General features: G+C 50.4%; 15 protein-coding genes and 1 pseudogene. 1 reads left to right on the plus strand and 15 read right to left on the minus strand.

Features of this window, described 5'->3' with window-relative positions; genetic code table 11:
• Nucleotide 1 precedes the first annotated feature (1 nt).
• From AB1L17_RS12350 to AB1L17_RS12385, 8 genes and pseudogenes are all read right to left on the minus strand, one after another.
• A complete protein-coding gene (locus tag AB1L17_RS12350; RefSeq protein WP_412844969.1) occupies nucleotides 2-547 on the minus strand; it encodes an RNA polymerase sigma factor in 546 nt (181 codons plus the stop codon).
• Between the two features lie 165 nt (nucleotides 548-712).
• Nucleotides 713-2449: a DUF4179 domain-containing protein gene (locus AB1L17_RS12355; protein ID WP_412844968.1), complete on the minus strand. Its 1737-nt coding sequence runs from the start codon at nucleotides 2447-2449 to the stop codon at nucleotides 713-715.
• 5 nt (nucleotides 2450-2454) lie between these two features.
• Complete coding sequence (locus AB1L17_RS12360; protein ID WP_412844967.1) at nucleotides 2455-3000, minus strand: RNA polymerase sigma factor; 546 nt, start codon at nucleotides 2998-3000, stop codon at nucleotides 2455-2457.
• A gap of 166 nt (nucleotides 3001-3166) precedes the next feature.
• The gene (purU, locus tag AB1L17_RS12365) at nucleotides 3167-4063 is read right to left on the minus strand and encodes a formyltetrahydrofolate deformylase (RefSeq protein ID WP_412844966.1); all 897 of its coding nucleotides are present in this window, start codon (nucleotides 4061-4063) and stop codon (nucleotides 3167-3169) included.
• Nucleotides 4064-4219: 156 nt separating this feature from the next.
• The gene (locus AB1L17_RS12370) at nucleotides 4220-4897 is read right to left on the minus strand and encodes a TetR/AcrR family transcriptional regulator (RefSeq protein ID WP_412844965.1); all 678 of its coding nucleotides are present in this window, start codon (nucleotides 4895-4897) and stop codon (nucleotides 4220-4222) included.
• Between the two features lie 18 nt (nucleotides 4898-4915).
• On the minus strand, nucleotides 4916-6055 hold the full coding sequence (locus tag AB1L17_RS12375) for an ABC transporter permease (RefSeq protein ID WP_412844964.1): 1140 nt from the start codon (nucleotides 6053-6055) through the stop codon (nucleotides 4916-4918).
• The gene (locus tag AB1L17_RS12380) at nucleotides 6052-6810 is read right to left on the minus strand and encodes an ABC transporter ATP-binding protein (RefSeq protein ID WP_412845151.1); all 759 of its coding nucleotides are present in this window, start codon (nucleotides 6808-6810) and stop codon (nucleotides 6052-6054) included. Before AB1L17_RS12380 ends, AB1L17_RS12375 begins: the two co-directional genes overlap by 4 nt.
• 93 nt (nucleotides 6811-6903) lie before the next feature.
• Nucleotides 6904-8013, minus strand: a pseudogene (locus AB1L17_RS12385) (HlyD family secretion protein); the annotation flags it as partial.
• A 301-nt stretch (nucleotides 8014-8314) separates the two neighbouring features.
• Between AB1L17_RS12385 and AB1L17_RS12390 the strand changes: the two are divergent.
• Nucleotides 8315-8692: a VOC family protein gene (locus AB1L17_RS12390; protein ID WP_412845150.1), complete on the plus strand. Its 378-nt coding sequence runs from the start codon at nucleotides 8315-8317 to the stop codon at nucleotides 8690-8692.
• Nucleotides 8693-8736: 44 nt separating this feature from the next.
• On the opposite strand, the gene AB1L17_RS12395 is transcribed toward AB1L17_RS12390, so the two are convergent.
• From AB1L17_RS12395 to addB, 7 genes are all read right to left on the minus strand, one after another.
• Entirely contained in the window at nucleotides 8737-10935 is a 2199-nt protein-coding gene (locus AB1L17_RS12395) for a DNA topoisomerase III (protein WP_412844963.1), read from the minus strand.
• 141 nt (nucleotides 10936-11076) lie between these two features.
• Nucleotides 11077-11811, minus strand: coding sequence for a UMP kinase (gene pyrH / locus AB1L17_RS12400; protein ID WP_412844962.1), 735 nt, complete (start codon nucleotides 11809-11811; stop codon nucleotides 11077-11079).
• A 164-nt stretch (nucleotides 11812-11975) separates the two neighbouring features.
• Complete coding sequence (locus tag AB1L17_RS12405; RefSeq protein ID WP_412844961.1) at nucleotides 11976-12494, minus strand: ribonuclease FAU-1 family protein; 519 nt, start codon at nucleotides 12492-12494, stop codon at nucleotides 11976-11978.
• 128 nt (nucleotides 12495-12622) lie between these two features.
• On the minus strand, nucleotides 12623-14041 hold the full coding sequence (gene bcaP / locus AB1L17_RS12410) for a branched-chain amino acid transporter BcaP (protein WP_412844960.1): 1419 nt from the start codon (nucleotides 14039-14041) through the stop codon (nucleotides 12623-12625).
• Nucleotides 14042-14151: 110 nt separating this feature from the next.
• Nucleotides 14152-14625, minus strand: a complete 474-nt coding sequence (locus AB1L17_RS12415) for a DinB family protein (RefSeq protein WP_412844959.1) — start codon at nucleotides 14623-14625, stop codon at nucleotides 14152-14154.
• A 588-nt stretch (nucleotides 14626-15213) separates the two neighbouring features.
• The gene (addA, locus tag AB1L17_RS12420) at nucleotides 15214-19047 is read right to left on the minus strand and encodes a helicase-exonuclease AddAB subunit AddA (protein WP_412844958.1); all 3834 of its coding nucleotides are present in this window, start codon (nucleotides 19045-19047) and stop codon (nucleotides 15214-15216) included.
• The gene (addB, locus tag AB1L17_RS12425; RefSeq protein WP_412844956.1) at nucleotides 19016-22513 is read right to left on the minus strand and encodes a helicase-exonuclease AddAB subunit AddB; all 3498 of its coding nucleotides are present in this window, start codon (nucleotides 22511-22513) and stop codon (nucleotides 19016-19018) included. Before addB ends, addA begins: the two co-directional genes overlap by 32 nt.
• Nucleotides 22514-22521: the final 8 nt, after the last annotated feature.

Consider the following 22521-nt stretch of genomic DNA (forward strand, 5'->3'; position numbering starts at 1 on the left):
ACTACTCCCCTCCTTTACCCTGTTTTTGAAAAATATCCCGAAGCTTCTTTTTCCCATAATTGAGGCGCATTCGAACTGTCGTTATTGGTATCCCTAAAGAACGACTGATCTCTTCATAGGATAGAAACTGGAGATAGCGCATTTCGAGAACAACTCGGTATTGTTTCTCTAAGCTCTTCATCCGCTGCCGGAATATCGTTTTTTGTTCTTTTTCCAGATAGATCGCCTCTGGCGTAGAAGGATCACTTACTTCGAAATCCATCTCGGTCATATAGGGCGTTCGTTTTCTTCTGCGTATCTCGTCCAGACAATGATTGGCTGTAATGCGATATAGCCATGAGGAGAATTGGTGCTGTGGCTTATACTCAGGCAAATGGTAGTAAGTCTTAATAAATATCTCCTGAACGATATCCTGCTTTTCCCCTGGATAACCAAGCATTTTATTGATTAGAGAAAGTACCATCCCTTGATATTTGAGGATAATCTGCTCATACGCTTCTTTGTTGCCTTGAAGCACCTGCTCAATTATCTCTCTGTCGTCCCCCATATGTTTGCTCCCCTCCAGCCAAAAAGGATGCTGCGCAGCTTTTGCCTTTTTGTCGTACACTTGTAGATGACGATATAAAAATAGGAAAATTTCTATTTCACACAAAATAGGGTCATCTCTTAAGCCTTCCACGGCTTTTGAGATAACCCCTTTTTTGTGTATTTCCTAGTTTTTCGCTTGTAAAGGTACTTCCCAGTTCACATTCGGCTGTGCTTTTCGCTGGGAGGCGAAATCAATTGTCAGTTCCTTGATCTCCTTGGTTCTAGGAACTTCCACTCCTTCTCCATTTTCCATTTTGTACTGTTTGGTATCCATGAAGAGTTTACCGTCTAGCACCACATTCCCGGCACCATCTGTGCTCTGTTTTCCATCGAAATATGCGGATCGCATTACCCCATGTTCGTCTACCGCACTCCAGCCTTCCACAGTTACAATATCTTTGCCCAGTGTACCTTCGATGTCGATGACGATATGCTCATTACCCAGCACGTTCTTCTCCATTTTCGCTTCACCAAAAGTAAAGGTATGGCCATCCTGTTTCACCGTCACGGGTTTTTCTTTGAGGCTATCGAGTACGAGCTTTTGCGTTTTAAAATTCGCTTTCTCCAGCTTGTTGATTTCCTCAAGCGCAAGCGTATAGTTTTCATTCGGATCGAGAGGGGCAAACACTGGCAAGAAAGTCGTTTTGTCTTCGGTATTGTATTGAATGCTACTCGCTAGTCGTATGACGTTCTTTCCGAATGTTATCACGTCATTTTCATCACGTTGAACACTTCTTACATCCTCCCAGTTTGCTGCAACGTTTCCTTTTTCGTCAAGAATCTGGAAGCTGAACATATCTCGGTCCCAGCCACCTTTGATGTTTGTTTCCGTGACAATCCGGGTTCCGCTCGGTGCGAAGCTCATTTCTTTTACCGTAAAAGCAGTCCCCTGAGGGCTAGTGTACTGCTGATTCACTTCCAGCGTTTTCGTCGCTGCCTTCGTCTGCTTCACATTGATCGGGATATCAAAATTCCACTTGCCCTTGATACTTTTTTCGGTGGAAGGATTAAAAAACTCATTGATCCGGAATTCTACTACGATGTCATCTGGCAATGGGTTCTCGTCGTTGAAAAAGCTGCTTAATTCCCGTTGAAGCACCAGATAGCCACCATAGTTGTCACCATACCACTTTGACCTTTCTGGCGTTTTTTCACCCCCGACCTTACTCTCGTGGAACGGTTTTAAAACCTCTCCTTTTTTATTCTTTACCTGAACATTCCCTCTCCAATTTTGGATACCAACGGAATTTCCATCTTTATCCTTAATAACTCCGGCGATTACAATTCGCAGTGGATCGGCTAGCACTTCTTTCATTTCCACGGTGAGCCCCTGATCGGTAGCCGACAGTTTGAGCGGTTGCGCAAATCCATTGGAAGCGGCCTTCAACACTCCCTGATCCAATTCTTTGATGCTCGAAAGAATGCTTTGACTCGCAGTCGGGCTTACATTTTTCGTGGTATTGGCATACAGGCCAGTTACATAAGTAGCAAACGACGGTGAAACGGCTGTCCCCATCGCTACAACAGCGGCAATACTCGCTACGGCTAATGCTGTTTTTTTCATAATATCGATACCCCTTTCTTTCCATCCGATTTGTGGTGGTGCTTCTTCTATCGTTCTCAGCTTCAAGATTCCCAAGGGATAGTCAGGAAGCTTCTCGATGATTTTGTCGGCTATCGGTTCCTTCCGTAGCTCTTCTTCTGCCATTGTATATGTGCTACTTATGCCTTCAACAATACTATCTAACGATGCTAGGCAATGAAGACAATTTTCCAGATGAGCTTCCATCTCTTCACTTTCTTGATCAGACAGCGTGTTTTCCAGATAGGCAACAAGCTGTTTCGTTTTCTGACAACTCATAGATACTACTCCCCTCCTTTACCCTCTTGGTTAAAAATCTCCCGCAGCTTCTTTTTCCCATGAGCGAGGCGTGTTCGCACGGTGCTTATCGGTACGCCCAATGAATTTCCAATCTCTTCATATGTTAAGGACTGAAGATAACGCATTTCGAGAACAACCCGGTAGTTTTTCTCCAAGCTCTTTATCCGCTGCTGGAGTATCGTTTTTTGTTCTTTTTCCAGAAAAATAGTCTCTGGGGTAGTGGAATCGCTTACTTCAAAATCCAATTTACCGAGATAGGGCGTTCGCTTCCTCCTGCGAATCTCGTCCAGACAATGATTCGCCGTGATGCGATATAGCCATGACGAGAATTTGTGCTGAGGCTTATACTCGGGAAGATGATAGTAAGCCTTTATAAAAATCTCCTGAACGATATCCTGCTTCTCTTCGCGAAACCCAAGCATTTTGTGAATAAGAGAAAGCACCTTCACCTGATATTTGAGAATAATCTGCGTGTATGCTTCCCTATTGCCATGAAGCACCTGCTCGATAATCTCTTTGTCGTCCTCCATCTGTTTGCTCCCCTCCAGCCAAAAAGGTCGCTGCGCAGCTTTTGCCTTTTTGTTCGTACACTTCTATATGACGAATCAAAAAATGGAAAATCTCTTCATACGGAAAAAAATGCAAAAAAAGAAGAGGCTTTTCCTTAAAAGGAAGGCCTCTTCTTATAGGCAATGCTTATGGAAACACAATCGTCTTGTTGCCGTATACCAGCACCCGATCCTCGAGATGCCAGCGAACCGCACGTGCCAGCACCGTACGCTCTACCTGACGTCCCAGCTGCTTCAATGCCTCGACGTCTTCCTGGTGCGATACACGTTGAACGTCCTGCTCGATAATTGGCCCTGCGTCCAGCTCCTCGGTGACGTAATGCGCTGTCGCTCCGATCAGCTTTACGCCGCGACGATACGCTTGCTCGTAAGGCTTCGCACCGACAAAGGCAGGCAGGAAGGAATGGTGGATATTGATGATCCGCATCGCGTAATCGTCCAAAAAGCGCGGGGACAAAATCTGCATGTAACGCGCCAAGACAATCAGATCGACGCCTTCTGCCGCTGCCAGCTGTGCTTCTTCTGCTTGCGGCTTGTTATCCTTCGTAACAGGGATGCAGCGATACGGGATGCCAAACGACTCTACGGTCTCCTGCATGTCAGGATGGTTGCTGACGACAACCGCGATATCTGCGAACAGCTCCCCTGATTTCCAGCGCCACAGCAGTTCCAATAGACAGTGATCTTCTTTGGAAACAAATAGTGCGACCTTCTTGCGCTTGTTCGCTTCGACCAAGGACCATTCCATGCCAAAGCTCTCCGCTACAGGACTGAATGCTTCCTTGATCTCCTCGCAGCGCTCGTCCAGATTAACCAAGTCAAATTCGATCCGCATGAAAAAGCGTCCTGTTTCCGGGTCAGTCGTATACTGGTCAGACTGAACGATGTTTGCTCCTTGTTGGAACAAGAAGTTTGACACCGCCGCAACGATACCCGCCCGGTCCGGGCAAGAAATCAGCATGCGCGCACGATCTTTGTTTTTCTCTCGGTACGCAAGCCATTCTCTTTCTGATAACAAATGCATGTTTTTCTCTCCTCCATCGATAAACAAAACGGGCATGACCGTTTTTTACAGACAAAAAGTTGTTTGCAATTATACCATTCCCAGTTGGAATTTCTATACCCAAAAAGAGAGAAAAACGATGATTGATCAATAAAACATTTTAGATAAAGCATATTTTTAACCGCGATTTGCAATACCGTTTAGCAAAATATCTACAGTCATGGCGATTTGCTCATCGTCGCTATACGTCCTGAACTCATCTGTGTCCAACACCTGACGGAACAGAACCAGCCCGATCATCGAGGAAAGTATCGCCCGAAAGACAGCCTGTGTCGGGAGCGGACGCAATTCGCCTACGTCTACCTTTGCCTCGATGAGCTTAGTCGCCATCTCCTTCACACCGGTGAAAACAGTAGCGATCAGCGCTTCCCTGATTTCGTCATGGAAAAATGCTTCTTGCAGCAAAATGCGAATGTGATTTTCGTTCGCCATCACTAGATCGAGCCGGTTCCGGTACAGCTCTGTCATGATTTGTTCAAATGTTTTATTGTTCTGCTCTTTGAATATCTCACGAACATCCTTGAGCATAAACGGAGCCGCGAATTTGACCAGCACAGGCGCTACGACGGCAAGCAAAATTTCCTTTTTCGACTTGTAGTGACGAAAAATCGTTCCCTCTGCAACCCCAGCTTCCTTGGCAATCTCGGCGGTGGAGCTGGCATGAAAGCCTTTTTCGGCGAACAGCTTCACCGATGCACGCAAAATATTGCGCTGCTTCTCTGTCATCTCACTCTCGTCTTTTAGCTCTTCTACATATTCCAACAGGCCCTCTACAAATGTTGGTGGCTTGTTCATCCTACTATTACGCTCCTCTTATTCGATCTTCTTGCGGAATCTCAGGATAGCGACTGTCAGGATAAAGAGACAAAAGCCGCTCATGCCAATGACTTCCTTCCAGAGCGCATCGATGTCCACGCCCTTTAAGAAAATCCCCCGCAATATTTCCAGAAAATAAGTCAACGGGACAAGCCCGCCTAACCATTGTATCACGAGCGGCATCGAATCGCGCGGGAACATAAAGCCGGACAGAAGCACGCTGGGCAAGATGAAGGCAAACGCCATTTGCATCGCTTGAAGCTGTGTCTTCGCCACCGTCGAGATGAAAATACCCAAGAGAAGCGTGGTCACCAAAAACAGGACCGATAGGGTAACCAAGAGTGAGATACTGCCTTTTACAGGAACCCCGAACCAATACGTTCCGAGTAGTAACACCAGACAAAACGAGAAGAGACCTACCCCCACATAAGGCGTAATTTTGCCGAGCATCAGCTCCAATGGTCGTATGGGCGTCACGATTAACTGCTCCATCGTTCCCCGCTCCTTTTCTCGTACGAGAGAAAACGCCGTCAGAATCATCGTGACGTTTTGCATGATCAAACCGATCAAGCCGGGAATATTGAAGACAATGCTTTCCATGTTGGGATTAAATAGTACGCGTGTGTCCAACCCGAGAGGCTGTTCCAGCTCTCCCAGTCCTTGCTTTTGCAGTTTCGTTTCCTGCATGGAAATCGCTTGGTGTTGAACGATCAACTGGGCATGAGAAGTAGCAGTACGTGCGATATTCGGATCAGAGCCATCAATAAGCATCTGAACGTCAACAGGCTCGTTGCGATCACGCTTGCGTGTATAGTCCGGACCGATAATGAGGGCGACATTCACCGAGCCGTCATCCAGCATGGCTTCTATTGCCTCGTAGCCGCTCACATTAGCTGCCACCTCAAACACACGCGTATTGACGAACTGATCGACCAGCTCCCGGCTGGCAGCAGAAGGACTTTGATTCCAGACCGCCATCTTGATATCATTCACGTCTGTATTGACGGCATATCCGAACAAAAACAACAGCATCAGCGGCATGACCAGTGCAATCGCCAGACTGGGACGATCCCGCTTGATTTGGATGACTTCCTTCTTCACTACTGACCAGTAACGCTCCCAGACAAAATGCTTCATCGGACTCCCTCCTCCGCCGCCTGTCTGGCTTCCTCCCGCCTGACGAGATCGATGAAGACATCTTCCAGATTACCTACTCCCATGCTGTCTATGAGCTCTTGGGGAGTGCCTTCCGCCAGTAAATTTCCAAAAAAGATAAATCCGATCCAATCGCATGTCTGCGCCTCATCCATGTAGTGTGTGGTCACCAGTACCGTTATCCCTTGGCTCGCCAGCTCATGAATCACGTCCCAAAAAATCCGGCGGGACACAGGATCGACTCCTGCAGTCGGTTCATCCAAAATTAACAGCTCTGGCTTATGCAACAGGGCGCAGGAGAGCGCGAGGCGTTGCTTCCAGCCGCCTGACAGCGAGCCAGCAAGCTGCTTTTCCCTGCCTGTCAGTCCTGCCATCTCAATCAGTTCAGCCTTCCGCTCTTTGCGTTCTGCAGCTCCTAATCGATAAACCCCGGCATAAAAATCAAGATTCTCTTCGACAGTCAAATCTTCATACAGGCTGAACTTTTGGGACATATAGCCGATCCGTTGCTTGATTTCCTCACTTTGCGTCATGACATCGAAGCCAAGCACCGTCCCCTTTCCCGTCGTCGGGGTCAACAAACCGCATAGCATCCGGATTGTCGTCGATTTCCCTGAGCCATTTGGACCGAGAAAACCATAGATCGAGCCTCTGGGAACCGTCAGCGTCAAACTGTTCACAGCCACTCGATCACCGAAACGCTTCGTCAGCTGCTCGCATTGGATGGCGGAGTTCATTGACCTCCCTCCTCGTCTGCAAGCATCGGCAGGCATACCCGGTTTGATTTTGTCGAGTCCTTCTGTGATATGGATCGTGACAGCAAATACTAGCTTTGTACGTTCATCCGGCGTCTGTACATTTTTCGGTGTGAACTCTGCCTTTTCCGAGATACGACTAATCGTTCCCGTAAACGTCTCACCAGGATAGGCATCTACCTGTATCCCAACCTCTTGCCCTTTTTTCACCCGATTCAACTGTGCCTCCGGGATATACACTACGAGCTCGAGTTTATCTGTCCTCATCATCGTAAACAGAGTAGCTCCTGTTTTCGCTACTTCCCCCTGCTCGATGGAGGAGCGCAAGAGAGTGCCGTCGTCTGTTGCGGTAATCTGGGCTTTTTCCAGCTGCAATAAGGCTTGATCCAGTTTCGCCCTCGCCTGCTGCTGAGTGGCGAGCAGTGCCCGAATCGCGTAATCAGTACTTCCTTCCTTCACCTGATCGAGATCCGCCTGCGCTCCGGCTTGCGCGGCTTGTGCTGTGCCGATTTGGGCCGCAGCAGCAGCGATGTCTTCTTGAGCAGAACGGTACTGTGCTTGCACCTGAGCTACTTGTGCCGCCCATTGATCTACCTGTGTTTTTGCCTGATTCACTGCTTCTTTCTGTGTATCGAGGTCTTTGGCTGAGATCGCTCCTTTTTCGTAGAGCGCTGTTGCTTCCTCCAGTCTTTTTTGTTGATAAAGGAGAGTCTGCTGCGCTCCCTGCCATTGCGTCTCTGCCTGCGTCATCTGCTCACTAGCCCGCGCTCTACCCGCTTCCGCCTGATTTTTTCTCGCTTGTGCCAGTTCGATGTTCGCATTGGCCTGTTGGACATTGGCAATGCTTCTTTGGATCGTTGTGTCGCGTGAGCCTGCTTTCGCCTCTTCCAGCCTCGCTGTCGCTTGGTCCAACGCTGCCTGCGCTTCTGCCACAGTAATTTGGTAGCTCCGTTTATCGATTTGGGCCAGCAGCTCTCCTTTTTTCACTGTAGTTCCCTCTTCTGCCGTAACGTTTGTGACCAATCCGCCAACTTCAGCTACGATCGGCAGCTCGATCGCCTCAATTGTCCCGGATAAAGACGGATGATTTTCAGAAGTCCAATTGCAGCCCGACAATGCCAGTAACAGTCCTCCGATACAAATGGAGCGAACAACTGGTTTCATAACACTTCCCCCTACCACCATAATAGAGTGAGTAATCACTTTCTTTTTATGCCAAAAAAACAAGCCACAGAACCAATATGCCGATGACCTTCAATAATTAGCGAGTGATTACTCACTTTTACTGTGAGTATATGATCCTCTCCCGTAAAATGCAATTCATTTTTACATGAGCAATCGAAAAGAAACCCTGTCTGACTATTCATGCTAATATGGAGACAAGCAAGACGAGTCATCCTTCCAATGGGTATCAGATGCCTTGGCGATGGAAAGGACTAAGAGCGTCGGGATTTCACTACAATTCAGGGAGTGGAAAATATTTATGATGATTAGCAAAGTCGGTCAAATCATGTTGTATGTCAATAACCAGGATCAGGCCGTGATTTTTTGGACAGAAAAACTAGGATTTCGCGTTATTTCTGAAGAGAAGAACGGCGAAATGAGATGGATTGAAATCGCTCCCTCCCAAGGCGCAGAAACAAGCATCGTTCTGCACAATAAGGAATTCGTTGCGAAAATGTCACCCGGAATGAATCTTGGTACTCCTTCGCTCCTGCTTTTTTCGGAAAATATCGAGGAATTGCGTAACGACCTCGTTCATAAAAATGTGAAGGTTGGAGACATTGTCACGATGCCTTCGGGCCGCGTCTTTAACTTCGCAGACGATGAAGAGAATTACTTTGCTGTGCTGGAGAAAAAGTAAATAGAAGGAGGCGGCTGACAGGAATGGTCGGCCGCCTTTTGTTTTTAGTCAAACTTAAATTTAGACAGTGCGTCTTTCAACGCTGAGTTGATTCCGTCGTCCTGCTCCTTGTCCTGTCCCTTCAAATACTTGGCTACTTCTTTCTTCGAAACCTTGCTGCCCTTTTCCTTATCGCGGCGCTCCTGGAAGGTCGTCAGCTTTTCCTTGTGCCCGCACGCGCAAACAAAGGTTTGTCCTTCCCCTTCCCCGCGCAGCTCCAGCCTTTTGTGGCATTTCGGACATCTGGCATTCGTTTGCTTGGCAATGCTTTTGCGATAGCCGCATTCCCGATCCTGGCACACCTGCATTTTGCCGCGCTTTCCGTTTACCTCAAGCAAAATCTTATTGCACTCCGGGCACCTGCTTCTGGTCAGGTTGTCGTGACGGAAAGTCTGATCGCTGTTCTTGATTTGTTGGACGACTTCTTTGGCGTACGATTTCATCTCCTCGATAAACGCTCGCTTGTTCAAGCTTCCCTTGGCGATCGCACCGAGCTTTTGCTCCCATTGGGCGGTCAAGGTCGGCGACTGCATTTCATCTGGAACGAGTTCTAGTAATTGCTTGGCTTTTGCTGTGACAAAAATATGCTTGCCGCGCTTCTCTAGCAAAAAGCTGTTAAACAGCTTCTCGATCACATCCGCGCGGGTTGCTACTGTACCGAGTCCGCCCGTTTCCCCGATCGTTTTGATCAAATCCTTGCTTTCGTTTGCCATGTATTTCGCCGGGTTTTCCATTGCGGACAGCAGACTGGCTTCTGTAAAAGGCTCGGGTGGCTTCGTCTCGCCCTTGGTTTGGGATATTGACTGAATGTGCAGGCGATCCCCTTTTGCAAGAGAAGGCAAGATTTGTTCTTTTACGCCGTCTTTCGCTTCGTCATCTTCCACCTCGTGGTCATACGCCTCCCTCCAGCCTTGGGAGAGCACGGTTTTTCCTTTTGCCAGGAACGTCTCATTCCCGATTTTCGCCTGAATGGTTGTTTGCTCATACTCGAAGGCAGGCAGCAGAACAGCCAGGAAACGCTTCACGATGAGGTCAAAAATCTTGCGCTCCTTATCACTTAAATCGCCTAGAAAAACAGCTTGCTCCGTCGGGATGATCGCATGGTGGTCAGATACTTTGCTGTCATCCACGAAGGATTTGTTCACTTTGATTGGCGCACGCAGAATTCTTGCTGCGAGAGGTGCATATGGCTTCATTTGGACAGCCTTGATTCTATCAGGCAGCGTCTCGACGATATCTGCAGAGAGGTAGCGAGAGTCCGTTCTCGGGTACGTCACTGCCTTGTGATGCTCATACAGACCCTGCATGATGGAGAGCGTCTGCTTTGGCGAATAGCCAAACATCCGGTTGGCATCTCGTTGCAGCTCTGTCAGATCGTACAGCTGTGGGGCAAACGTCTTTTTGTGTGCACGAGTAACCTCGATGACCTCAGCGCTTTTCTCCTGTTTGAGAGAGACGAGAAGCTGATCCGCTTTCTCCTTGGCAAACGTTCTGACATCCTTCGTTTGCTGATCCTGCCATTGGAGCTGAATCGGTCCTTGTGCTAACGCAGACATTCCGTAAAACGGCTTGGGTGTAAAGCGACGAATCTCCTCTTCTCGCTTCGCCACGATGGCGAGTGTTGGCGTCTGGACACGGCCGCATGATAGCTGGGCGTTATGCTTGCACGTCAAGGCGCGGGTGGCATTGATTCCTACGAGCCAGTCAGCTTCTGCACGAGCTGCGGCGGAGGCAAACAGGTTTTCATAGCTTTTGCCGTCCTTCAAATTGCGGAAGCCTTCACGGATCGCTTTATCTGTCACCGAGGAAATCCACAGGCGCTTGATTGGTTTATTCACGTGCACCAGCTCGAGAATCCAACGGGCGACGAGCTCTCCTTCACGCCCTGCATCCGTCGCGATGACGATCTGCCCGACATCGTTGCGTCTCATTTGTTGTTTGACGACCTGGAACTGCCTGTTGCTTTCCTTGATCACGACCAAACGCAATGGCGACGGCATAATCGGCAAATCCTCGATTCGCCACGAGCTGAATTGCTGCCCGTACGCTTCCGGATCGGCCAGGGTGACCAAATGCCCGAGCGCCCACGTCACAATATATTGATCTCCTTCAAAAAAGCCGTTTCCTTTTTTGTGACACTGCAGCACTTTTGCAATGTCACGTCCAACTGAAGGCTTTTCTGCCAGTACGACTGTTTTACTCATGTACGACATCCTTTCAAACCAATTCAACATTCTTGTATCCATTGTAAACAAAAAAGCAGGAAGAAGGGGCTTATAAATACAAAAGGCTGCCCCATGGATGCGAGACAACCGTTTTGCAAGCGCAAGCACACCAACCTCTGCTTACTTATACAATGCCTCCAGCTCAGAGCTGATGTACGTACCTACCTGTTCTCCACGACAAATCCGCGCCATGGCTCCCGACTGGTCAAAGTTAAACACGTGCAGCGGCAATTGGTGATCTCTGGCCAAAATCATCGCGGCTTGATCCATCACTCGCAAATCTCTTTTGACTACCTCGTCAAAGGAAACCTCCACATACTGCTTGGCGGTAGAATCCTTTCGCGGGTCGGCGGTGTACACGCCATCCACGCCATGCTTCGCTACCAAAAGCGCGTCTGCGCCTACCTCGAGCGCCCTCTGAACAGCAGGATAGTCCGTTGTCACGTAAGGCTGACCATTTCCCCCAGCGAAAATGACCACATGCCCCTTTTCCAAATGATGTACGGCACGAAGACGAATGTAAGGCTCGGCAACTGCATTAATCGGAACGGCAGTCATGACTCGGACTTCCCTGTTTACGCGGGCCTTCAAAACTCCACGCAGCATCAAGCTGTTAATGACGGTGGCCAATGTCCCGATGTTATCGGCTTCCACCCGCTCGATCCCCCATTGATCGGCCATGTTTCCGCGAAAAATATTGCCGCCTCCTATCACGATCGCTACTTCGACCCCCATATCCAGCAAAGTCAGAATCTCCCCCGCGATATGCTCCAGCTGCTCAGGATCAAAACCAAACCCGTTTTCCTTGGCTACCGCTCCACCGCTTAATTTGACCAGGACACGTTTATACCGCATGGCGCCTCCCCCTACGTTCTTTTCTTCGGAACCCATCAAAAAAAGAACGAAAGCAATAATCGCCTTCGTTCTTTGAAATCAGAGTAGAATGGGTGCTGCATGATTTTGTCATTCATTCCCATTCCCTCCTTTTTATATTTCCCTGCGTAAAACTCTCCACCATTCTATGCAAAGAAATTCGGAAAGTCAAAAGCATCTCGTTTCCCCGCCAAAATATCCTGAAACAAGCGATCCGCCGTCTCCGTGGCAAACTGGTGCTCTTCTTTTGTGATGACTCCTTGATTCCATGCATCATCGAGCTCATCCTCATCCAGCAGGTAGACTTCCCCTGTCGGCAGCACTACGATGTCGAGGTACAAATCGTCATACCAAATGTTCCCGTGCTCATCCTTGCCATGCGCCTTGCAAATATCGATATACCATTGCACGGTGTTCCCCAGCTCATCCATCATTTTCGTAACGGCATAAGCTTGGCCACGCGGAAAGTATTGCAAGTAAACATATCCTCTATCGCCCACACACAGTGTTTTATCGCCAACAGGCATGTATGCAGGTTCACTTACCTCGTCCAGAGTCAGGCGAACAGCGTACCCAGAAAAAGATAAAGCATCTACCCATTTCTTCTGGTAGCCCAATCGCTTCACTCGTCTCCAACCAGGTCGATCTGCTCGTTTTCGCTTCATGGCCTGTTCTCCCTCGTCGTTTTGGTTCCTTTTACTCTATCATGAATTGGCTGTCTTTGTCAGATACCAAACAAAGACATGCTCGCAAAAGAACATGCCCGAAACTTAAAAATCAAATGATAGAAGCCTCATGACTTGGGAGAGTCGTCATTTGCCAACCGACTGTGTTTGCGTCCATATAGAAAATAGACAATCGCTCCGACTGCCAGCCAGCTGAGAAAAGCGACCTTTGTAAGCACAGGAAGATTGTACACGAGATATCCACAAAAGAGTACAGCAAGAATAGGAACAAGCGGGACGAATGGGACACGAAAAGCCCGGTGCAGCTGCGGATGGGTGCGGCGCAATACAACCACACCAACCGAGACTAGAATAAAGGCAAACAAGGTGCCGATGTTCGTGAGCTGGGCCAATCTGGACAGTGGCAAAACTCCACTGAAGGTCGCCACTAATATGCCCACGACGAGGGTACTCTTCTGTGGTACTTGCGTTCGAGGGTGTACCTGAGAGAAGAGGGCAGGCAGCAATCCATCCCTGCTCATGGCAAAATACATACGAGCCTGCCCATACATCATGACCAGCAAAACGGTCGTAATCCCGACGATGGCTCCTACCGAAATAAAGCCTGCTACCCAGTCCTGATTGACATAGTTTAGCGCAAACGCGACCGGGTTTTTGACATGTAACATGTTGTACGGAACAATCCCTGTCAAAGTCAGTGAGACGGCAATGTACAGAATCGTGCACACAAGCAAGGACGTGATGATTCCGATGGGCATGTCTCGCTGTGGATTGCGCACTTCTTCCGCTGCGGAAGAGACAGCATCAAATCCGATAAAAGCAAAAAACACCGTTGCCGCACCCGTCGCTACTCCCGCAAAGCCAAACGGCATGAACGGACTCCAGTTTTCCGGCTTGACATACATAACCCCGACGACGAGGAACAGGACAATCACTGCTACTTTTATTAACACCATAATCGTATTCAGGCTCGCAGACTCTCTCGTTCCCTTCATCAATAAGGCCGTTATGATCACAATGATGAAGACAGCAGGTAAATCAATAATCGTCCCTTTCGATGGATCAAACGCACTGGTGAGCGCATGCGGCAGGTAGATATGAAACCCGGCCAGCAATCCCTGGGCGTAGCCTGACCATCCACTTGCCACCGCAGCACAAGCCACTGCGTATTCGAGAATCAAATCCCATCCGATCATCCAGGCAACCAGTTCTCCAAAAGCCGCATAGCTGTAAGTATAGGCGCTCCCCGATACCGGAACGGTCGAAGCAAATTCCGAATAGCAGAGCGCAGCAAATACACAGGCAAGTCCCGCGATGACAAAAGACACAACAAGTGCTGGCCCAGCATATAAAGCAGCCGCCACACCGGTCATAACAAATATCCCAGTCCCCATGGTTGCTCCAATTCCCAGCATCGTCAGGTCAAAAGCTCCTAATGACTTTTTGAGAGAGCCTTCGTTGTTGTCGGCCTGCTCCAGCATTTGTGCAACCGTCTTTTTTCGTAGCAGTTGTTTTTTCCATGACATATTGTGCGTCCTCCCAAGCGGACAATCCACTCACAACCTTTGATTGAAAACAGTTGGAGTATGAACCGCGAAGAGGAAAATTATGCACAAGAGCCTGTAGATCTCATCTGTCAGCGTTCCCGCTGCGCCAATCCACGCCCAATGACATTGGCGGAAACGGGTGTAATCCCAACCTCTCTCGCCCAAACGGACAGCTGTCCCATATGATGAATCTCGTGGGCAATGACATGACGAAGCAGCTCACCCTTCGTATGCACTTCATCATCCCACTCCACCTTCACAGGCTCGTACTCCATCTCGTCTGACCAACTCTCGATAAAATCCCGCAATTCCGCGCGCCATGCATCCGATAGCTCTCTTACCTTGTCCAGCGTCTTGTACGCTTCGTACGGCACGGAAATATCCGGCTTTCCCTGCACGCCCCGGAGCCAGCTATATTCAACATCTGCAATATGAAACAGCGTGTACAAAATCGTACCTGCACCACCGGTGCGCTCGCGCAGCAATTCTTCTGGTGCGAGCTGTGTACACCATTCCATCCACTCGTCGCGAACCTGCCAGTTATATTGGAAGAACATCTTCATTGGATTCACTCCTTGTTTGATCATTTTGAAGATTAGGGAATTTTTAACTAATTATAGCACGTATGTTCGTATTTTGTAAAATTCTTAGTGGTTGTCTTCTAACAATAGTTGTCGGGTGAAGCCCTGCCACATGTTTTCCAGTCGCCTGTATCCTCTCTTCGTTCGGGCGGTCTCCTTCCAAACATGTGACAGGACTTTCGTACAGCTGTGGATTCCTTCGTGTTTTAAAACATTTTGCAAGTTAACGCAGGAAGCTTCCGAAAAACAATTCAGTTGGCATGAAACTCCTTAGATCTACTTTCAAGGAATTAATAAAAAGCGGCGTAGAAGAAGTGCATTTCCATTTCAAGCGCCTCTGGAGCCCATCTCAGCGTAGGAAAAAATGGCGGGGAATTTCAGCTTCACCCATGGAATCCTTCATCGAAACTTCTACGTTTGAAGCGCTCCCGCCATGCATTTCGAAGCGGACAGTCAATCTCCCCTTGCGGGGCGTAGGCCGAAGCGTAGACTGGAAATGCACTTCTTCCTCCACCACTGCAGTAATTCAAACAAAAAGACCGCCAGAACAAATCCCGACGGTCTAACAAACTATTCCATACCTTCATCTGAAAACGATAGAGAAAATCCACCTGAGAGTAAATAAAGATAGCTAGACACGTTCGCAGTCGGCTTGAGGATTTGCTTGATCGCCCGGACGTATAGCCTGATCTGGCCTTCGTATCTTCTCTTCATCTCTTCAATGGCTTGGGCAGTCGCCTCTTTTGCCATCCAGTCTGTCTTGAAATCGATCAGGACGAGGCCTCCATCCTGCTCCTCCAACAGGCAATCAATAACCCCCTGGACGATGACCCGCTCACCGCTCTCACTGCCTAGCTCCGCTTCTACTTCATTCGCAGGCAGCACGAGGGTAAACGGCAGTTCACGATGGACGACCGCCGCCGACTTCATCCGCTGTCCCAAAGGATCAGCGAAGAATCGGGCAATCTGGGACACATCTACTGCCTGTACCTGCTCGTCTGTCAAAAAACGCTTTGCCGCAAGCACTGCCACCTGCTCGCGAATATCCGCTTCATCCAGCGGACGCTGCAAATCGAGATGCTGGAACACAAGGTGCGTAATCGTACCTTTTTCTGCTGCTGTCAGTCGATTTGATTTTTGCTCAGACAAAAACTTTGGTTTCTCCGTAATGGAAGGCAGTGTGAGTGGCTGTCCACCCTTGCTGACTTTGGCATGTCGCTTCAGTTCGCTGACGCTCCATTTCGCAGCGACGCGCGGAGCAATCGGATGCGGGTCCTTCCATCCTAATCGCGAGTCGACGATTTCTCGCAAAGACTCGTCAGATGGTCGCTCTTCTATTGCCTCCCGCTTGGTCATGCGCTGCCACAGTGACGCCTCGTCGTTGTTTGACTCGCCTTGTGCACGTAGCTCATCTGCTAGATAAAAGTGGAACGACCAAACGGAATCATCTGGCACACTTCTCACATGAACGACTTCTCCCGCGCCTTGTTGCTCCGGATACAACCGGAGCATTCCCGCACCAGGATGTCGCAGCATGGCACGTCCTACCCAGTCTAGGTAGCCTTTTGCCTGAATCAAGTCTTCGTCACTGAGCCGCTCACTGTCATCCTGTCTGCCCCAGTCCATCACACTTTTCGCCAAGTCCTTGGCTGAACCTACGAGAATGAGCTTCTCGCGTGCACGCGTCAAAGCCACATACAGCACGCGCATTTCCTCTGCGAGCATATCCCGTCGCAGCTTCTGACGGATGCCCAATGCAGCCAGACTCGGATAGCGCAGCTGCATAGAGGGCTCTACAGCCATCGGACCGAAGCCCAAATCCTTGTGCAGCAAAAACTGGCTTTTCAAATCCATCGTATTGAACTGCTTGCCCATACCCGCCACAAAAACAACAGGGAACTCCAGCCCCTTACTTTTGTGGATCGTCATGATGCGGACGACATCTTCGTTTTCTCCAATGGTACGTGCTTCCCCCATATCATTGCCCGTCTCTTGCAGTCGGTCGACAAAGCGCAAAAAGCGGAACAGCCCACGATAGGAGCCAGCTTCGTATTGTCTCGCACGATCATAGAGAGCTCGCAGATTGGCCTGTCGCTGCTGACCGTTTTCCAGAGCCGCCACATAGTCGAGATAGCCTGTCTCCCGATACAGCATGGTAAGCAGCTCGGACAAAGCACCTCGGCGAGCCTGTGTCCGCCACGCTTCCAGCCGGCCAAAAAACATCCGCAGCCGTTTTTCCCACGACGCTTGCGCCGGGCGCTCCTCCGCGTATTGAACAACAGCTTGATGAAACGGTCCCGTTGTATATTGAATGCGGATTTGAGCGAGCTGCTCCTCCCGCAAGCCGACGATTGGAGAGCGCAATACGGCGGCCAACGGAATGTCTTGCAGCGGGTTGTCGATTACACGCAACAGTGCGAGCATCGTCTCCACTTCTGTCGCCGCGAAATAACCTGCAGTCTGTTCTGCATACACAGGGATACCTGCTGCATGCAGCTCCTCTTGCATCGTTTGTCCCCAGCCTGAGGTCGCGCGAAGCAAAATAACGATATCGCGATAGGCGAGCGGGCGCATTCCTCCAGCCTTTTTATCGAAAACGAGCAGCGGCTCTTCTCCTTCACCTGGCTCCATCCAACGGCGAATGCGGCTGGCAATCAGTCTCGCTTCCAGCTGTGCGACACTGGCTTCCTCTGCGGACTCACCTGCCGTCTCAGGAATACCTGCTTCGGTCTCTTCTGTCATCTCTGCCACTGTCGTCTGTCCTTCTTCTACTAGTGCAGCATTCCTGTTAATCAGGTGCAGCTCTGCCTGTAATCGATTCGGCTGTGCTTCTGGATAAGATGCGCGATTGATCAGCTCCGCCGAAGGATCGTAGCCGATCTCACCTACCCCGTGAGACATAATCTGACGAAACAAAAAGTTGACGGCATCCACGACTTCACCTCGGCTGCGGAAGTTCGCCGCCAGGTCTATGCGCCGCCCGATACACTCTTCGTTAGCATCACCATCTTTTTGATAGGTGACATATTTTTCGAGAAACAGCTTCGGCTCTGCCAAGCGGAACCGATAAATACTCTGCTTCACGTCGCCCACCATGAAGCGATTCGCTGCTTGACCACTCGTCCCATCTCGGGAAACCATTTGCAGGATCGTCTCCTGCACGAGGTTAATATCCTGATATTCGTCTACCAGCACTTCAGCGAACTGTTCTCGCAGCTGGGTCGAGATAGACGAAGGAACTGTATCCCCAAGCTCATTCGTTTCAGTTAGAACACGCAGGGCAAGATGCTCCAGATCGCCAAAGTCGACCAAGCCACGCGAGCGCTTCTCCAATTGAAAAGCGTCCGAAAATGCCGTAACCAGCTTTGCCAGCGTCTGCATGTGAGGGGCAATCCGCTGCAAATCAGCGACGTACTGCTCGACTGTCGTCGAAAAATATTGCTCGATTTGCTCAGCCAGTTCCTTTTTCACGCTGTTTCGCAGGTCCTGCACCTGCTCTTTCACGAGAGGATCTGTGCCTTTTACTGGGGGCAGCTTGGAAAAGACAACACCTCGAACAGCTTGGACAGTCGCTTCCCAGCCATCTCTGCAAGCCGCTCCAGCACGCTCCATGGCAGCCGCTTCCGCCTCAAGCAAAGGCAAATATGCAGCAGGTCCTTCTGGAGAGCCCGCTAACAGAACCGCTCTTCGCAGCTTTGCCGTCATTGCACCGAGTGCCAGCTCTACAGAACGCAGTACGCTTCTGGTCCACTCGAGCCCGTCCAGACCGCTTTTATCCTTAATCTCAAACATCCCGGCTGCTTCATAGAGCCATTGCTCAGGTGCGGGATGACTGCGCGAAAACTCATAGAGACGCAGCAACAATATCGTCAGCGCATGGTCATCCTGACCGTCCAGCATCACGTCAGCTAATGCATGAAAATCTGCGTCATTCTCGTACCAGCTCTCGAGCTGTTCCTCCAGAACATCCTGACGCAAAAGCTCCGCTTCCATCTGATCGGCAATACGAAAATCAGGATCGAGCTCGATGAGATAGTAATACTGGCGCAAAATGCCCAAGCAAAACGAGTGAAGTGTCGTAATCGTCGCTCGCTGCAGCAACGCCAGCTGACGGCGCAGGTGAGAAGAATGCGGGTCTTCTTTCAATGCTTTTCGCAAAGCATCGCCAATCCGGTGACGCATCTCTGCCGCAGCCGCATTGGTAAAGGTCACCACCAATAGCTGGTCGACTCCGACCGGATCATTCTCATCCATGATGCGCCGGATAATCCGCTCAACCAGGACCGACGTTTTCCCTGAGCCTGCCGCCGCTGCGACCAGGAGATTATTCCCGCGCTGGATAATCGCTTGCCATTGCTCGTCCGTCCATTGTTCAGGCTTGGCCTGCAATTGTTGATCCGCCATCGGTCATTCCTCCTTCTCCTGCCATCTGCTGCTCAGCCAGCATGCTCCATATTTGCTTGTTGTTCCACTTGGCAAGCTGTCGGTGTTCATTCCCGCCTGCATCTCCATCGAACTTGCATACCGGCTTGTACGAACAGTAATCGCAAGCGGTCATCGTACCGTTCGAGTACGGCTCAATCTGGATTTCCCCGTTGGTCATACGCGTACTGATTTGCTTCACGGTATCGCGAACATAGGAGGTCAACGCCTGGAACTGTTCAGCGGTAGCCACGGATGAACGCGACGAAAGCGTTCCGTCCTTTTTGATCTCAAAAGGCACCAGCTCTGACGCCCCTTGCTCTACATATCCATCCATCATCCGCGCCAGCTCAGGGTCAGCCAGCATTAAGCCCTTCATACGCAAGCGCTTCGCCCGTTCCTTGGCAGCTTCGTCAGCCGTTAACAAACGTTTTGCCGTCACAAAAGGATCGGCTACCTGATAGTAGAAGACGCCTCCCATTTCGGCTTTTTTCCCTAGCCATTCCTCGGCATTTGCCACGACGACATCGAGATAGACGAGCAGCTGCAAATTCAGACCATTCCAGACGTCTGAGAGCGACAGCTGCTTCGGACTCGATTTGTAGTCAATCACGCGCAAATAAGGAACCTCACTATCCAGTGACTGGTCTACCCGGTCAATCCGTCCAATCAGCTGAAGCTCCACGCCGTTTTCAAGCGTTAAGCCCAAGCCTGGCAAATCAGCATTCGGCCCAAAGGAAACCTCCAGTCCAACCGGAGCAAAACGGCTGCGCTTCGCATGCTCTCCGAGTACGTAAATGGCGCGGCCCACCGCTCTCTTCAGCTTGCCAGACAAGTAACGATAACGGGCTGTCCGCGTCAAAATGCTGCTGCGAGTCGCAGGCACCAGCTCTTCAACTACCTCGTTCGCAAGCTGCATGCTGTTGTCTTCCGTCAGTCTGCTCCACTCGAGATTGTCTTCGTTCATTTTTTCAACCGCGCGTTTCAGTGAAGCGTGGAACAGCTCCCCTACATCGAAACGCTCCAGCTTGTACATCGTTCTCTCGGACAGTCTAAGCCCGTGTGAAGAAAAATGAGAGAACGGACATGACTGGAACCGCTCCAGACGTGATACGCTCATCTTTAGCTGTTTGCCGTACAAGGTCGTGCTCGTCTCCGAATCCAGCTCCTGCGGACGATTCAGATATCGCAGGCCGGACAACAGCCACTTTTCGCGTATGACATCCGAAGAAGTACGAATATACCAGTCGTATACCTCCCACCAGAAGTCGGGAAGCTCACCTGTTTTCTTCATGGAGCGCAATAGCGTCAAAAGATGACGGAACACACGACGCGGATGTCCGAGCAGGAACGCATCTGTCTCGTGCAGCCCCGTCGGTTCGTTGTAAAACACTTGATGCGAAATGTCCGGCAGCACTTCGCGGATGCGTGTAAATACGGAGGATGGCAGCAGCGCCTTGCCCTCTTCATCTGCCAACGCACAGCTCAACATCAGCCTCTCCGACGGTCTCGTCATCGCCTGGTACAAAAGGTACGGCTCTGCCATCAGCCGTTGCTTGGCACTCGGCGCGAGAGACTGGCCCATTTCTGCCAAACGCTCGCGCTCCGCCTCATCCAGAATTCCTTCTTCTTTTGGACGCAAAGGAATAATGCCCTCGTTTACCCCGAGTAAAAACAAGGCTTTGACATCCGGTTGACGGGAGCGCTCCATAGCCCCGATCAGCACTTGATCCAAGGCTGGGGGAACGAGTCCCAATTCAATCGTCTCCAGGCCGCTGTCGAGCACACGGGCGTACGTCGCCAAGTCCATACTCTCGTCGCCCATTACCTCTACGACCTGATCCATCAGCTCGATCAATCCCGTCCACACTTGTCCGTGTACCTGTGCTGCATCGAGGTCGCCTTTATCCTCTGCCTTTCGCTGCCACTGCTCCAGCTTGTTTGGCACATCCAGAGCGACCAGCAGGTTGTATAGCGCCATCGTTATTTCCCGGACGTTTTTGCCCGTTGCTTGCTTCATCTCTTTTTCAAAGGACAAGAGCGGTGCTGCGTATTTGCGTCTCAGCTCATCGATTTGCGCGTCTTCCTCGGCACCTGCTTGCCCGCGGAAATGCCAAGCAGACTCCTCTGCCCACTGGTAGCCAAAAACACCGTGAGCGAGTACGTAGTTTTCCAGTCGATCGATTTCATTGCGGGCTGTCTGCTCATCCGTGATATCCAGCAGCAGCAAATCTGTCTTCAAGCAGCGGAAAACAGCGTCGTACCGCCATCTCGTGACAATGACCTCCAATACTGAGCGAACCAGCTCCACCAATGGATGGTGCATGACGGAGCGTTTCTGGTCCAAGAAGTGCGGGATGCCATATTCGGTAAACACAGCCGAAATCTCATCGGCGTACGTCCCGATTTCCCGAAGCAGGATCGCCATGTCCTTCCAGCGATAGCCCTCTTCCCTCGACAAGGAAAGAAGCTTCAGTGCAACAGCCTCTACCTCAGCACGCCTGTTCACTGCTGAGAGCATCGTCACTTCATCTGCACGTCCGGGCTGATCCGGGATCGGCGGGTCACCCCACTGGAAATACACTTGTTCGACCTGACGCAGCCACGGACTATTCTTGAATCGCTGTGCTTCAGTCAATAAAAGCGGCTTGGCGATCGATACTCCCAATTCACGCGCCATCAGTGTCAAGGCTTGGTACGTTCGCAGTGTAGGGTGGAACAGTCCCAGCTCGTCCACAGAGGCATCTCGTTCATCCGGGTCAAGCGTCAGGGCGATCGTCACCTGCTTGGCATGCTGCATCAGCTGCTCGATCAGGCGCAGCTCCTGATTCGTAAACCCGGTAAAGCCATCGATAAATATTTCAGCCTGCTTGATGTACTTCGAATCGCGCACCACGCTTGCCACTCGGTTCAGGATGTCGTCAGCATCGCAGTACCCTTCGGACAAGTAAGCCTCGTACGCATTCATAATCAAGCGCAGGTCATGTATTTTTTGGTTGAGATTGGCTCCTCCCCACTCCAGATTCTCGGAATGTGTGAAGGATACCCCATACGACTTGCACTCGCTGATCAAGCGGCCGAGCTGAGACGCAAATCCAGGCTGTGTCGCCGAGCGCCCGAATACGTTCAGCTCTTCTTTGTGCCGCTCCAAGAGCATGCGCAAGACCATATGCTTTCCTAAATCGTCAACTGGCACGGTAGTCAGATCGCCCAGCTCCTGCATCAGCCTGTGAGCCAATCGACCGAAGCTGAGCACTTGTGTCCCCATCACACCGCCTAGCTCTGGCAGTGTGGCGAGGGCATACTCTTCCTGAAAGCTGGCCTGTTCCGGTACGAGCAATATCATGGGCGACCCCAACGGCTTTTCCCGCAGGCGTTGCTGTATCTGCCGATGGATTGCGCCCGTCTTCCCCGTTCCTGCCCGTCCCAATATAAATTGGACTGCCATGTTTTTTC

The sequence above is a fragment of the Brevibacillus jepli genome (genome assembly GCF_047229145.1).
Lineage (GTDB): Bacteria > Bacillota > Bacilli > Brevibacillales > Brevibacillaceae > Brevibacillus.

Bases quoted from the DNA above. Each gene is read 5' to 3' on its own strand.
- purU (WP_412844966.1), bottom strand. From the start codon at position 4,063: ATGCATTTGTTATCAGAAAGAGAATGGCTTGCGTACCGAGAGAAAAAC.
- AB1L17_RS12390 (WP_412845150.1), top strand. From the start codon at position 8,315: ATGATTAGCAAAGTCGGTCAAATCATGTTGTATGTCAATAACCAGGAT.
- AB1L17_RS12380 (WP_412845151.1), bottom strand. From the start codon at position 6,810: ATGAACTCCGCCATCCAATGCGAGCAGCTGACGAAGCGTTTCGGTGAT.
- AB1L17_RS12415 (WP_412844959.1), bottom strand. From the start codon at position 14,625: ATGAAGATGTTCTTCCAATATAACTGGCAGGTTCGCGACGAGTGGATG.
- pyrH (WP_412844962.1), bottom strand. From the start codon at position 11,811: ATGCGGTATAAACGTGTCCTGGTCAAATTAAGCGGTGGAGCGGTAGCC.
- AB1L17_RS12355 (WP_412844968.1), bottom strand. From the start codon at position 2,449: ATGAGTTGTCAGAAAACGAAACAGCTTGTTGCCTATCTGGAAAACACG.
- AB1L17_RS12370 (WP_412844965.1), bottom strand. From the start codon at position 4,897: ATGAACAAGCCACCAACATTTGTAGAGGGCCTGTTGGAATATGTAGAA.
- AB1L17_RS12350 (WP_412844969.1), bottom strand. From the start codon at position 547: ATGGGGGACGACAGAGAGATAATTGAGCAGGTGCTTCAAGGCAACAAA.
- AB1L17_RS12405 (WP_412844961.1), bottom strand. From the start codon at position 12,494: ATGAAGCGAAAACGAGCAGATCGACCTGGTTGGAGACGAGTGAAGCGA.
- AB1L17_RS12360 (WP_412844967.1), bottom strand. From the start codon at position 3,000: ATGGAGGACGACAAAGAGATTATCGAGCAGGTGCTTCATGGCAATAGG.
- addB (WP_412844956.1), bottom strand. From the start codon at position 22,513: ATGGCAGTCCAATTTATATTGGGACGGGCAGGAACGGGGAAGACGGGC.
- addA (WP_412844958.1), bottom strand. From the start codon at position 19,047: ATGGCGGATCAACAATTGCAGGCCAAGCCTGAACAATGGACGGACGAG.
- AB1L17_RS12375 (WP_412844964.1), bottom strand. From the start codon at position 6,055: ATGAAGCATTTTGTCTGGGAGCGTTACTGGTCAGTAGTGAAGAAGGAA.
- AB1L17_RS12395 (WP_412844963.1), bottom strand. From the start codon at position 10,935: ATGAGTAAAACAGTCGTACTGGCAGAAAAGCCTTCAGTTGGACGTGAC.
- bcaP (WP_412844960.1), bottom strand. From the start codon at position 14,041: ATGTCATGGAAAAAACAACTGCTACGAAAAAAGACGGTTGCACAAATG.